This window comes from Patulibacter ginsengiterrae (assembly GCF_056269115.1).
Genome location: NZ_JBWDOG010000001.1, coordinates 43,575 through 55,704 on the forward strand (window position 1 = coordinate 43,575; position 12,130 = coordinate 55,704).

General features: G+C 73.9%; 12 protein-coding genes. 5 read left to right on the forward strand and 7 right to left on the reverse strand.

The genetic code is table 11. The features are described 5' to 3' along the window. The 3 genes from ACVUH9_RS00175 to ACVUH9_RS00185 all read right to left on the reverse strand — a co-directional run bounded on the left by ACVUH9_RS00175 (window position 1) and on the right by ACVUH9_RS00185 (window position 2,545). Complete coding sequence (locus tag ACVUH9_RS00175) at window positions 1-1,359, reverse strand: cytochrome P450 (protein WP_475752756.1); 1,359 nt, start codon at window positions 1,357-1,359, stop codon at window positions 1-3. A 161-nt stretch (window positions 1,360-1,520) separates the two neighbouring features. Next, window positions 1,521-1,832, reverse strand: a complete 312-nt coding sequence (locus tag ACVUH9_RS00180; RefSeq protein WP_475752758.1) for an AzlD domain-containing protein — start codon at window positions 1,830-1,832, stop codon at window positions 1,521-1,523. Further along, window positions 1,829-2,545, reverse strand: a complete 717-nt coding sequence (locus ACVUH9_RS00185) for an AzlC family ABC transporter permease (protein WP_475753974.1) — start codon at window positions 2,543-2,545, stop codon at window positions 1,829-1,831. The genes ACVUH9_RS00180 and ACVUH9_RS00185 overlap by 4 nt, the downstream gene beginning before the upstream one ends. A 120-nt stretch (window positions 2,546-2,665) precedes the next feature. Between ACVUH9_RS00185 and ACVUH9_RS00190 the strand changes: the two genes are divergently transcribed. Continuing rightward, complete coding sequence (locus ACVUH9_RS00190; protein WP_475752759.1) at window positions 2,666-3,559, forward strand: deoxyribonuclease IV; 894 nt, start codon at window positions 2,666-2,668, stop codon at window positions 3,557-3,559. Window positions 3,560-3,880: 321 nt separating this feature from the next. Beyond that, window positions 3,881-4,108: a peptidoglycan-binding domain-containing protein gene (locus ACVUH9_RS00195; RefSeq protein WP_475752761.1), complete on the forward strand. Its 228-nt coding sequence runs from the start codon at window positions 3,881-3,883 to the stop codon at window positions 4,106-4,108. Between the two features lie 14 nt (window positions 4,109-4,122). On the opposite strand, the gene ACVUH9_RS00200 is transcribed toward ACVUH9_RS00195, so the two are convergent. Next, window positions 4,123-4,875: an alpha/beta fold hydrolase gene (locus ACVUH9_RS00200; RefSeq protein WP_475752763.1), complete on the reverse strand. Its 753-nt coding sequence runs from the start codon at window positions 4,873-4,875 to the stop codon at window positions 4,123-4,125. 54 nt (window positions 4,876-4,929) lie between these two features. On the opposite strand from ACVUH9_RS00200, the gene menD reads away from it, so the two are divergent. Further along, window positions 4,930-6,738 (forward strand): 2-succinyl-5-enolpyruvyl-6-hydroxy-3-cyclohexene-1-carboxylic-acid synthase, encoded by a 1,809-nt coding sequence (gene menD / locus ACVUH9_RS00205; protein ID WP_475752765.1) that lies wholly within the window; start codon window positions 4,930-4,932, stop codon window positions 6,736-6,738. Between the two features lie 15 nt (window positions 6,739-6,753). On the opposite strand, the gene ACVUH9_RS00210 is transcribed toward menD, so the two are convergent. The 3 genes from ACVUH9_RS00210 to ACVUH9_RS00220 form a co-directional block, all read right to left on the reverse strand. Next, window positions 6,754-7,413: a glutathione S-transferase family protein gene (locus ACVUH9_RS00210; RefSeq protein ID WP_475752767.1), complete on the reverse strand. Its 660-nt coding sequence runs from the start codon at window positions 7,411-7,413 to the stop codon at window positions 6,754-6,756. Window positions 7,414-7,560: 147 nt separating this feature from the next. Next, window positions 7,561-8,808, reverse strand: coding sequence for a CynX/NimT family MFS transporter (locus ACVUH9_RS00215; protein ID WP_475752769.1), 1,248 nt, complete (start codon window positions 8,806-8,808; stop codon window positions 7,561-7,563). Further along, the gene (locus ACVUH9_RS00220; protein WP_475752771.1) at window positions 8,805-9,515 is read right to left on the reverse strand and encodes a FadR/GntR family transcriptional regulator; all 711 of its coding nucleotides are present in this window, start codon (window positions 9,513-9,515) and stop codon (window positions 8,805-8,807) included. Before ACVUH9_RS00220 ends, ACVUH9_RS00215 begins: the two co-directional genes overlap by 4 nt. Window positions 9,516-9,775: 260 nt before the next feature. On the opposite strand from ACVUH9_RS00220, the gene ACVUH9_RS00225 reads away from it, so the two are divergent. Beyond that, window positions 9,776-10,990 carry an ROK family transcriptional regulator gene (locus tag ACVUH9_RS00225; RefSeq protein WP_475752773.1) on the forward strand — a complete coding sequence of 405 codons (1,215 nt, stop codon included), beginning with the start codon at window positions 9,776-9,778 and terminating at the stop codon, window positions 10,988-10,990. Further along, the gene (locus ACVUH9_RS00230; protein WP_475752775.1) at window positions 10,987-12,126 is read left to right on the forward strand and encodes an ABC transporter substrate-binding protein; all 1,140 of its coding nucleotides are present in this window, start codon (window positions 10,987-10,989) and stop codon (window positions 12,124-12,126) included. Before ACVUH9_RS00225 ends, ACVUH9_RS00230 begins: the two co-directional genes overlap by 4 nt. Window positions 12,127-12,130: the final 4 nt, after the last annotated feature.

Consider the following 12,130-nt stretch of genomic DNA (forward strand, 5'->3'; position numbering starts at 1 on the left):
TCAGCCGGCGACCGCGACCGCCGGCGGCGTCTCCGCCGTCAGCGGGCGCGCGCGGCGCCGCACGACCGCCCGTCCCCCTCGGGCCGGGACGAACGCGACGCCGCGGTACGACCAGCGTTCGTCGCGGGCCGAGGTCGGGACGAGGTCGAGCCGTTCGATCACCGTCCGCAGGACGATGTCCATCTCCATGTGGGCGAAGCTCGCCCCGATGCAGCGGCGGACGCCGCCGCCGAACGGGATCCAGCGGTAGGTGTCGGGCTTGGTCCCGAGGAAGCGCTCGGGCCGGAAGCGCAGTGGATCGTCGTAGATCCGCGGATCCTCGTGGACCAGCACCGCCGAGACCACGATCATGCTGCCCGGCTCCAGCAGCCACTCGCCGAGCCGAAACGGCGCGACCACGTAGCGGCCGAACATCGGGATCGCCGGCCGGACCCGCTGGATCTCCCGGATCGTCGCCTCGCGCAGCGCGCTCCCGCCCGCCTCGACCTCATCGGTCAGCCGGCGCAGCAGGTCCGGGTGGCGTCGCAGCCGCTCCACGCTCCAGGCCAGCGTCGAGGCGGTCGTCTCGTGGCCGGCGGCGAGGATCGTCAGCAGCTGGTCGGCGATCTCGTCACGACTCATCGGGCTGCCGTCCTCGTGGCGGGCCTGCACCAGGAGCGACAGCACGTCGCTGCGGTCCTCCAGCCGCGGGTCCGCTCGCGCGGCGGCGACGAGCCGGTCGACGTGGGCGTCGAACGACCGCCGCATCCGCAGGAACCGGCCCCAGGGGCTCCACGGCCCGAGGTCGCGCTGGGCGAACCGCAGCAAGGCCATCCGCGATCCGAGCGTGACGAGCGGCGGCAGGAGCTCCTGCAGCTCGCGCAGCTGCTGACCGTGGGCCCCGAAGACGGCACGCAGGATCGCATTGAGCGTGATCCGCATCATCGGCTCGAGCGTCGGGAACTCCTGCCCGTCGGGCCAGTGGTCGATCTCGCGGCGTGCTTCCTCCTCGATGATCCGCTCGTAGCCCTGCATCCGCTGGCCGTGGAACGGCGGGAGCAGCAGCCGGCGCTGCCGGAGGTGCCGGTCGCCGTCGATCGTCAGCAACGAGCTGCTCCCGAGGATCGGCCGCAGCGGGCTGCGCTCGCCGGAATAGAGCACGTCGGGGCTCGCGGTGAGCGTCTGCTTGATCAGGGCGGGGTCGGCGATCACGACCGCGCGGCCGATCCCGACCACCTCGATGCCGAAGGCGTCGCCGTAGCGCTGCCGCCACCGCCGAAGGGTCGGCAGCTGGGCGACGACGGCCAGCAGGCTCTGCCATCCGCGCGGACTGCGGGGGCCGTCGGGGTACGAGAAGCGAGGCGGTGAGGATTGCGGCATGGGTCGTTCCGAGCGCCGAGAGAACGGGACGCGGCAACGGTACACCCGCGTACCGGCGATCGCAAGCGTCCACGGACGAACCCCTCAGGACACCGCCGCGGTCCGCCCCGCAACGCCCGACCTCGGCGCTCGCCGCGCCGGGGCCCCGCCGGGTGGCCCGCTCAGAAGACGGCGCGCAACGCCGCGGTGACGACCGCGGCGACGATCACGCAGCTCAGGATCGGCCAGCCCCGGAGGCCCGCCGCGCCCCCGGCCGCGACCCCGACCGCCTCCGGTCCCAGGCGCAGGCTGCCGTCGTGACTGGCGACCCCGGTCACGACCAGCGCCGCGAGCAGCGCCGGGGCCAGCAGCGCGACCACCGCGTTGGCACGCACCGGCAGCGTCCGGCCGCCGAGCAGGACCGGACCGACCGCCTTGATCGCCACCGTCACCGCGGCGATCGCGGCGACCAGGATCCACGGGTCGACGCTCATCGCTTCGGCCACGGACGGTGGAGGCCGATCAGGGCGCCGAGGCTGGCCGCGAGCACCGGCACGCCGGCCGGGGCGATCGGGACCAGCGCGAGCGCGATCAGCGCGCCGACCGCGGCGGCCCCGCGACCGCGGCCCTTCCGCAGCTCCTGGATCAGCAGGACGAGGAAGAACGTCGGGTAGATCGCGTCGAGCCCGAACGTCTCGGGGTTGCCGATCAGGTCGCTGCAGAGCACGCCGAGGACGGTGCCCGCGACCCAGCCGAGGTACTGGATCGCGGTCGACCCGAACAGGAACCAGCGGTCGAAGCTGCCGTCCGGGCGCGCCGCCATCACCCACGAGGGATCGACCATCGCCTGCGCCTGGAGGCCGCGGAGCAGCGGCCGGCCCGGCAGCGACGGGCCGAGCGCCATCCCCATCGGCACGTACCGCGAGTTCATCAGCGCCGCGGCCGAGACCGCCGCCCCGAGACCGCCCCCGGAGGCCACGATCGCGATCGCCGCGAACTGGGCCGAGCCGGCGAAGACCACGGCCGACATCACGATCGTGGCCAGGGCCGGGAAGCCCTGGCCCTGGGCGAGCACGCCGAACGACAGCGCGAGCAGCACCGAGGCGGTGGCGAACGGGACTCCGGCGGAGAGACCGCGCCGGAAGGCGACGCGTGGAGGGTCCTCCTCGGCGGGGGAAACGAGGGCGGCAGGAACTGGTATGCCGATCAGTATGCCGCCGCCGCGGGTCGCTCGGCTCGTCGACGCGAGCCGTCCGAACAGACACGAAACGTCCGCGCCGTACGCGCCGCGCGTCGCCGCAGGATCCCGGCTATGGTCGCGCCGACCATGCCCGAGCGCCCCAGTGACCTCCCCCTCATCGGCCTCCACGTCTCTCCCGCCGGCGGGCTGCCGAAGGCGGTCGAGCGCGGCGTCGAGCGCGGCTGCGAGTCGATCCAGATCTTCACCCAGTCCCCGCGGCGCTGGGCCCCGACCAACCACAGCGACGAGTCGATCGCCCAGTTCCGCGAGGACCTGGCGGCGTCGCCGATCGAGCAGGTCGTGATCCACGCGCTCTACCTCTCGAACGCCGCGACCCCCGATCCCGAGCTGCGCGAGAAGTCGCTGACCGCGATCACCCACTCGCTGCGGGTCGGCAGCCAGATCGGCGCCGTCGGCGTCGTCCTGCACCCGGGGTCGGCGAAGGACGGGCACGTCGGCGAGGCGATCGAGCGCTGCGGCGACGTCTTCCGCGAGGCGCTGGCCGAGTCCGAGGGCTGCCCGCTGCTGCTGGAGGACACCGCCGGGGCCGGCGGCACCCTCGGCCGCTCCTTCGAGGAGCTGCACGCCCTGCTCGACGCGACCGGCGGCGACGACCGGATCGGCTTCTGCCTCGACTCCTGCCACCTGCTCGCTTCCGGCTACGACGTGACCAGCATCGAGGCCCTCGACGGCGTCCTGGCCGAGGCCGACGCCGCGTTCGGGCTCGATCGCCTCAAGTGCATCCACGTCAACGACTCGCAGACCCCGCTCGGCTCCAACCGCGACCGCCACGCGCCGCTCGGGACCGGCGAGATCGGCGAGGCCGGGATCGCCGCCGTGCTGAGCGAGCCCCGCTTCGGCGGCATGCCGGTGATCTTCGAGGGCCCGGGGATCGACGGCAAGGAGCCGATGCGGAGCGACATGGAGATCGCGCTGCGCCTGCGCGACGAGGGCCGACGCGCCCGCGGACTCGCCTCCTAGGGGCCGAGCGACAGGCTCCTCGACGTCCGTCGCTCGGGGAAACCCCCGGAACGGGTCAGGGTTCTCCCCGACTTCGTGCCGGGGATCTCCCTTGTTCGACGCAAGTTTCACCAAGCGCTCCGGCTTCACATATCTGGGCTTGAGGAAACCACGACAGGATGCAGGCAGATCGATTCCCTTCCCCCAGGAGTCATCGAGATGTCTGAAACACCTGATCACGCCAACAGACGACCCTCCCGCCACCCGGTCCGCCGGGTGCGTGACGCCGCCCGGCCCTTGGCCGTGGCTTCGGTCGTTGCCCTGTCCGCCACCGGACTCGGCATGTCGACCGCTCCAGCGGCCGACGCCGACCGGGTCCAGCAGCGGCTCGTGAGCGAGGGCTACCTGACCCCCGATCACGTCACCGGTGCCTACGACGCACGGACCGGCGCCGCCGTCGCCCGTTGGCAGGCCTCCCGCGGACTGCGGGCCGACGGCTTGGTCGATGCCGTCACGGCTGACCACCTCCTGGGGACCTCCAACACTCCCCCGACGAGGAGCTCCTCATGAGCCAGTCCGAGACCTCAGTTCCACGCCCCCAACGCCGTAGCCACCGCACACGGCGCCTCGCGCAACAGGCCATGGCCGGCGTCGGCAACAACGACCTCGCCCGCCGGTTCCGCCGCAAGTCCGAGGAGGCGCGTCCCGATCGCGCGGTAACGGAGATCACGAGCTCCGACGACCACCGCAAGCGGGACCGCAAGCGTCGCCAGTCGAAGCCCCACCGCGGGTACCGTGCCCGGGCTCAGACCGCGTAGCGCCGCGGCCAGCCCGTCGCGGTCGCCCGCGGCGATCTCGGCACGCTGAAGCTCCCGCGCGTCAGGCGGATCGCCGTCCCAGAGCGGCAGCCGCGCCCAGCGCGCGGCGAACGCCGTGGCTCCGTGCGCCTCCAGCCAGGTCGCCTGCTCGTCGTCGCGCGCACGACGAGCGGCCCGCTCGCCGGGGTCCTCGAGACCCGAGGTCGACGAGATCAGCACCAGCCGCGCGACCCGTTCCGGTGCGGCCAGCGCCAGCTGCACCGCGATCCGACCGCCGAGCGAGTAGCCGGCCACGGCGACCGGCCCGTCCGCCGCCAGCTCCGCGAGCAGCGGCAGCAGATCCTCGAGGACCCCGTCGAGGTCGACCGGCCGCCGGTCGGCCGCCGCCCCGTGACCGCGCAGGTCCGGCGTCACCAGCCGGAGGTCGGGTCGCTCGCGGGCCAACGCCTCGCGGACCGGGTCCCACGAGCGCCCGGACCCACCGAAGCCGTGGAGGGCGAGGATCGTCGGCGACGCCATCGTCGGGAGCTTCCCAGAGCGACGACCGACCGCGTTCTCTGGCACCCTCGGACTGTGCCAGCAACGTCTTCAGCGCCCCGCGACGGCCACGGAAGCCGGATCCTCGTCGGAGCGCTGCTCGACGAGCTCGCCCGCGCCGGAGTGACCGACGTGGTCACCTCCCCCGGCTCCCGCAACACGCCGCTGCTGTTGCCGATCACCGCCGACGAGCGGTTCCGGGCCCAGAGCGTGATCGACGAGCGGACGGCCGGCTTCGTCGCGCTCGGCCTGGCCAAGGCGAGCGGACGCCCGGCGCTGCTCTGCTGCACCTCGGGGAGCGCCGTCGCCCAGTACCTGCCGGCGGTGGTCGAGGCCCACCACGCGCGGATCCCGCTGCTGGTCGTGACCGCCGACCGGCCGAGCGAGCTGCGCGATGTCGGCGCCGGGCAGACGATCACCCAGGGCGGGATCTTCGGCGATGCGGTCCGCTGGTCGCATGAGCTGGGCCTCGACACCGGCGACGACGACGGCATCCGCTTCGCCCGCACCCTCGCCGCCCGCGCGCTCCAGGCGGCGACCGGGGCGGCCGGCCGTGGCCCCGGGCCCGTCCACCTCAACCTGCCCCTGCGCGAGCCGCTGGTGCCCGCCGAGGAGGCGCCCCCGCGCGACCGCGGAGGACGCCCCGACGGTCGCCCGTGGGTAACCCGCAGCGGTGGCCCGGGGCACCCCGATCCGGAGGCGGTCCGGCGACTCGGCGAGCTGCTGTTGCAACATCCGCGTGCCGTCGTCGTCGCCGGCCGTCGCGAGGACGACCCCGAGCTCGGCCCGGCGCTGGCCGCCCTCTGCGAGCTGTTGTCGCTGCCGCTGCTGGCCGACCCGCTGTCCGGCGCCCGCCGCGGGCGGGCGGCGATCTCCCGCTACGACGCGCTGCTCGGCGCCGATCCCGGGCTGCTGCCGGTCCCGGAGCTGGTGGTCCGGCTCGGCGACCTGCCCACGAGCAAGCCGTTGCGGCGCTGGCTGGCCGCGCTGCCCGCCGACGTCCCGCAGGTCCACGTGACCGCGGACGGGGCCTGGCAGGATCCGGACGGCGTCCTCTCCGACCTGCTCGTCGCCGCGCCGCTCCCGCTGCTGGAGGAGCTCGCGCCACGGCTCGCGCACGTCGCCCGCGACGGCGACTGGCTGACGCGCTGGCTGGCGCTCGACGCCCAGGCGGCCGCCGCCCAGAGCGCGATCCTCGACCGCGCCGACGAGACGGCTCCGAACGAACCGTGGCTCGCCCGCGAGCTGGTGGCGAGCCTGCCCCCGGCCGCGACCCTGCTGGTCGCCGCTTCGATGCCGATCCGCGACGTCGAGGGGTTCATGGCCCCCCGCGAGGCGATCCGGGTGCTCGCCAACCGCGGGGCGAACGGGATCGACGGCACCCTCGCCACCGCCTGGGGCCTGGCGCTCGCCCGGCAGCCGGGCGACGGACCGGTCTACGTCCTGCTCGGGGACGTCGCGCTCCAGCACGACCTCGGGTCGCTGGTCGCGGCCGGCCGCTCCGGCATCGACCTGACCGTGGTGCTGGTCGACAACGACGGCGGCGGGATCTTCCACTTCCTGCCGGTCGGCGCGGATCCGTCTCCCGACGTCGAGCGGCACGTGATGACCCCTACCGGGCTCGACATCGAGGCGATCGCCGCGGTCGCCGGCGCCGGCTCCCGGCTGCACCGGGTCGAGACCCGTGCCGAGCTGGTGCCCGCGCTGCGGGCGGCGGCGGCCGAGGACGGACTGTCGCTGCTCTACGTCCGCACCGATCGGTCCGCGAACCGCGCGCTGCACCGCCAGCTGAGCGAGGCCGTGCACGCGGCGCTCGCCGAGGCTGCCGCGCCCGACGAGGGCTAGCGCGGCGGGCCGGCGCTACGCCTGCGGCCGCTCGGCGACCCGCCGGACCCAGGCGGTCAGGCGCGGATGCGAGTCGACGTCGAAGCCGCCGTACTCGTGGAGCACGCGGTGGAACGGGTCGACGTCGTCGACCGGCGGTGCCGTGGCCCCGTAGCGCAGGAACGGGTAGGCGGTGACGTCGCAGATGCCGAAGCCGTCGCCGCCGAGGTGGTCCTGTCCGTCGAGCCGCTCCTCGAAGCGGTCGAGCCAGACCCGCATCCGGGCGCGGTCGTCGTCGACCGCCCGGCGGTCGGCGTCCCGCAGCCGCTCGACCTCGAAGCCGACCGGAGCGAGCAGCGTCGCCAACCGGTTCGGCGGCCCCTTCCAGACCTCGTTGAAGCGGTGGCAGAAGACGTCGGCCAGCGCCGCGTCGCCGGGATCGCTCGGCCACAGCGGCGGCTCGGGCCAACGCTCCTCGATCCAGGCCAGGATCTGCGGCGAGTCGACGACGACCTCGCCGCTCTCGGGATCGATCGCGACCGGCACCAGCTCCTGCCCGCTCGCCTCGCGGACGGCGCGGCGGTCGTCGGGGTCGACGTCGACCCACTCGACGTCGAGCCGCTTGTGCGCGGCCGCGAGGGCGACCCGCTCGACGTTCGTCGAGAACGGGACCCGGAGGACGCGGACGTCGGCCATCGCCGGATCGTACGGCCCCGGGGCCTTCCGGCGATCCACCCCGGCGCGGGAACGCCGGACGGCTCGTGCTCGCTCCCGCGTGCAGCGCGCCGCGGCGGGCCGGCCCCGGGACGCACCCCGACACCGTCCCGCTCACCTCCGGCCCGCTCAGTCCCCGCTCACGCCGGTCGCCGTCGACGCCCGGCCTGCCCGCGCGGAGGCCGCATCGCCCGGGCCCGCCGACACGCCGCCGACCAACCGCGGCCGGCCGGCCAGGGCCCCGAACACCAACGTCGGCACCAGCAGCGCCAGCATCACCGTGATCGGCACGCTCCAGCCGCCGGTCGCGTCGTGCAGCACGCCGATCAGCAGCGGTCCGGAGGCCGCCACCAGGTAGCCGAGCGTCTGGGCCATGCTCGAGAGCTCAGCCGCGTGCTCGGCGTCGGGGGCGCGGAGCATGATCAGGGTCAGGGCGACCGCGATCCCGGTCCCCTGGCCGAGCCCGATCAGGACCGTCCAGGCCACGGCGCCGCCGATCGGGGCGAGCAACACGCCGACCCAGCCGGAGCCGAACAGCAGTACCCCGATCACCGCCAGGTGACTCTGCCGGGTCGCGCGGGTCGCGAGCACCGGGACGACCAGCGAGGCCAGCATCCCGGTCACCCCGAACAGGCCGGCCAGCAGGCCCGCGTCCGAGCTGGCCATCCCGTGGCTGATGAAGATCGTCGGCAGCCAGGCCACCGCCGCGTAGAACTGCAGCGACTGGAAGCCCATGAAGAGGGTCACCTGCCAGGCGACCGGGTCCCGCCAGAGCCCGATCGGGACGTGGCGGGGTCGGTCGGCCGCGGCCCGACGCGGTTCCCGCGGGGCCACCGCCCGCCAGACCAGCGCCGCCGCGACCGCGAGCAGCGCCCAGGCCGCCAGCGCCCCGCGCCAATCGGTGCCGGCGAGCCGCTGGATCGGGATCACCGTCGCGCCCGCGATCGCGGCCCCGGCGCTCAGCGCAGCGGCGTAGGCGCCCATGACCGGCCCGGAGCGGAGGCCGAAGCTGCCTTTGATGATGCTCGGAAGGAGCACGTTGGAGACGGCGATCCCGCCGCCGATCAGGATCGTGCCCCCGAACAGCAGCGGCGTCGACGGGATCAGCCGCAGCAGGATGCCGGCGGCGAGCACCACCATCGCCCCGGCGATCACCGTCGTGCCGCCGAACCGTCGGGCCAGCCGCGGCGCGAGCGGGGCGAGTGCCCCGAAGCAGACCACCGGCAGGGTCGTCAGCAGGCTCGCCCCCGCGCCCGAGATCCCGGTCGCGGCCCGGATCTCGTCCAGCAGCGGCGAGACGGCGACGACCGCCCCCCGCAGGTTGAGCGAGACGAGCACGATCGCGCCGACCAGCAGCAGCGCCCGGTTGCGGGTCATGCCGGAGTCTCCCGGTCGCCGTCGACGACCCGCTCGACCTGCTCGCGGGCCGCGTCGAGCAGCCGCGCGATCGCCCCTTCGGCATCGGTCGGGGACCCGCGGCGGACCGCATCGACCAGATCGGCGTGCGCCGTGGCGGTCTCCTCCCGCTCCGGCCCCGGCGGCTCCGAGGTCCGCAGGGAGTCCCGCATCGTCTCGGTCAGCTGTTCGTACAGCTCGAGCAGCAGGGCGTTGTGGGCGGCGGCGGCGATCGCCAGGTGGAGGTCGATGTCAGCGTCGACGAATCCGTCGAGGTCGTCCCCCTCGCGCAGGCGGTTGCGGCGCTCCCAGGCCTCGTCGATCGCCCGCAGGTCGTCGTCGGTGCGCCGTTCCGCGGCCAGCCGCGCCGCGTCGCGCTCGAGGCTGGCCCGGACCTCGATCGCCTCGAGCATGCTCGTCCGCGCCAGCCGCCGCCCCAGCGCCGCGTGCAGGTCGCTGGTCGCCCGCACGTAGGTCCCGTCGCCCTGGCGCGTCTCGAGCAGCCCGGCGTGGACCAGCGCCCGGACCGCCTCGCGGACCGTGTTGCGGCCGACCACCAGTTGCGTCACGAGCTGCGGCTCGGGCGGGATCCGCTGACCGACCGGCCACTCGCCCGAGCCGATCAGCTCCTGGAGTTGGGCGATGACCTGCTCGGTCAGGCTGGGGCGGGTCGTCGATCGCAGCGGCACGGGGATCCTCTCGTAGAACCCGGATGATCCTAACATCCCATGTCTCCCGAGGCTTGCCGTCGAACGACCTCCCGCCCTCCGGCAACGCGTGCACGCCGTCCGCATCCGCGGCGCGCCCGGCCGAACACGCCGCCTGCCAGCCACAAGGCTGATCTTCTGTCTATTTTCGACAGAACAGTCCGTAGTTTGTACCCCGTTTTGGCGCGATTCAGACAAATACCCTTGACGGGTCTACCGGATAGGTCCAGGATGCTGGCCTTATGGGGAGCATTCGCACAGATCACGCTGGGCGGGGCTCGCCCCAGCGGGTCGTCGACGCCCTCCGCCAGGCGCCAGAGAGCACCCGCGCGGAGGTCGCCGCCCGCACCGGCCTCTCCCGCGCGACCGTCTCCAGCCTGATCCGCGAACTGGAGGGCGCCGGCCTGCTCGAGAGCGTCAGCGGCCCGGTCCGCGACGGACGCAGCGGACGACGCCCGGAGCGGCTGCGCCTGACCCGCCGAGCGGGAGCCGTGCTCGGCGTCGACTTCGGACATCAGCACGTGCGGGTCGCCGTCGGGGACCTGGCCGGACGGGTGCTGAGCGTGCGGACCGCCGAGGTCGACGTCGACCGCGGCATGGAGGCCGCCCTCCGCGCCGCCCGCCGGCTCGCCGACCTGGTCATCGCCGACGGCCACGTCGACACCGACGAGATCCTCGCCTGCGGCGCCGGCGTCCCCGGCCCGGTCGACCGCACCAGCGGTCGCGTGGGCTCGACGATGCTGCTCCCCGGCTGGGGCGGGACCGTCCTGGCGACGGCCCTCGAAGAGCGGCTCGGCGTGCCCGTGGCCGTCGACAACGACGCCAACCTCGGGGCCCTCGGAGAACAGGCCGCCGGGGCCGCCCGCGGGGTCGACGACGTGATCTACGTCAAGGTCTCCTCGGGCGTCGGCGCCGGGCTGATCAGCGGCGGCCGCCTGCTCCGCGGCGGCACCGGGATCGCCGGCGAGATCGGTCACGTCGCGGTCGTGACCAACGGCCTGCCATGCCGCTGCGGCGGTCGCGGATGCCTGGAGACGGTCGCCTCGGCCCCCGCCGTCCGCCGCCAGCTGCACGCCACCGCCGGCGACACGATCCCCGCCGACGACCTGCTCGCCGCCCTCGACGGCGGCGACCCGCGCGTGACGCGCCTGCTCGCCGACGCCGGGCGCGCTCTCGGTCGCGCCCTCTCCGGCGCCTGCCACCTGCTCGACCCCTCGATGATCGTGCTCGGGGGCGATCCGGCCTTCGCGACCGACCCGGTGCTCGCCGGCGTCCGCGAGGAGCTCGATCGACGGCGCCTGCCCGGTGGCGGCGCCGACGTCCTACTCGCCCCCGCCCAGCTCGGGGACCGCGGCCAGGTGGTCGGGACCCTCCGTCTCGCCGCCCGGCTCCTGGACGGCAACACGCCTCTGAAACGCACCCATACCCCACCATCCCCACAGGGAGCTACCTCATGATCTCGACGAGGTTCAGGACCGCATTGCTGTTGGCGACCTTGGTTCCTGCCGCAGGCCTTGGCCTGACCGCCTGCGGCGGCGACGACAACAAGGACTCGTCGACCACCGGCACGACGACGGGCACCGGGAGCGGAGGCGCGTCGAAGACCGTCGCACTGCTGCTGCCGGAGTCGAAGACCGCCCGCTACGAGGCCCAGGACCGTCCGGGCTTCACCGACGCGCTCAAGCAGCAATGTCCCAACTGCAAGGTCATCTACTCCAACGCCGACCAGGACGCCTCGAAGCAGCAGAGCCAGGCCGAGTCCGCGATCACGAACGGGGCCGACGTGCTCGTCCTCGATCCGGTCGACGCCGAGTCCGCCGGGGCGATGGTCACCCGCGCCCAGCAGTCGAAGATCCCGGTGATCTCGTACGACCGGCTGATCGCCAACGCCCCGGTCGACTACTACGTCTCGTTCGACAACCTGAAGGTCGGCAAGCTCCAGGGCCAGTCGCTCGTCAACGCGCTGGGCGAGCCGAAGGGCAAGCCGATCGTGATGATCAACGGTGCCCCGACCGACTCCAACGCCGCGATGTTCAAGAAGGGCGCGCTGTCGGTGCTCGAACCCTCGGGGGTCGACATCGCGAAGTCCTACGACACGCCCGACTGGTCGCCGGACAAGGCCCAGACGGAGATGGAGCAGGCGATCACGGCGCTCGGCAAGGACAACATCGACGGGGTCTACGCCGCCAACGACGGGACCGCCGGCGGCGCGATCGCGGCGATGAAGGGTGCCGGCATGGACCCGACCAAGATCCCGGTGACCGGCCAGGACGCCGAGCTCGCCGCGATCCAGCGGATCGTCGCGGGCGAGCAGTACATGACGGTCTACAAGGCCCCGAAGCCGGAGACCGAGGCGGCGGCGAAGCTGGCCTACGCGCTCGCGACCGGCCAGCAGGCGCCGGCCGGGCTGGTCAACGGCAAGACCAACAACGGCAAGGTCGACGTCCCGTCGGTCCTGCTCGAGCCGGTCGCGGTGACCAAGGACAACATCAAGGCCACCGTCGTCGATGGCGGCACGTACACCGTCGCGCAGATCTGCACGAAGCAGTACGCGGCGGACTGCAAGGCCGCCGGCCTGACGGAGAGCCGCTGATCGC

Excerpts from the sequence above, each read along its gene's own strand:
- ACVUH9_RS00210 (WP_475752767.1), bottom strand. The coding sequence starts at position 7,413 with ATGGCCGACGTCCGCGTCCTCCGGGTCCCGTTCTCGACGAACGTCGAG.
- ACVUH9_RS00200 (WP_475752763.1), bottom strand. The coding sequence starts at position 4,875 with ATGGCGTCGCCGACGATCCTCGCCCTCCACGGCTTCGGTGGGTCCGGG.
- ACVUH9_RS00195 (WP_475752761.1), top strand. The coding sequence starts at position 3,881 with ATGTCGACCGCTCCAGCGGCCGACGCCGACCGGGTCCAGCAGCGGCTC.
- ACVUH9_RS00230 (WP_475752775.1), top strand. The coding sequence starts at position 10,987 with ATGATCTCGACGAGGTTCAGGACCGCATTGCTGTTGGCGACCTTGGTT.
- ACVUH9_RS00180 (WP_475752758.1), bottom strand. The coding sequence starts at position 1,832 with ATGAGCGTCGACCCGTGGATCCTGGTCGCCGCGATCGCCGCGGTGACG.
- ACVUH9_RS00175 (WP_475752756.1), bottom strand. The coding sequence starts at position 1,359 with ATGCCGCAATCCTCACCGCCTCGCTTCTCGTACCCCGACGGCCCCCGC.
- ACVUH9_RS00215 (WP_475752769.1), bottom strand. The coding sequence starts at position 8,808 with ATGACCCGCAACCGGGCGCTGCTGCTGGTCGGCGCGATCGTGCTCGTC.
- ACVUH9_RS00225 (WP_475752773.1), top strand. The coding sequence starts at position 9,776 with ATGGGGAGCATTCGCACAGATCACGCTGGGCGGGGCTCGCCCCAGCGG.
- ACVUH9_RS00190 (WP_475752759.1), top strand. The coding sequence starts at position 2,666 with ATGCCCGAGCGCCCCAGTGACCTCCCCCTCATCGGCCTCCACGTCTCT.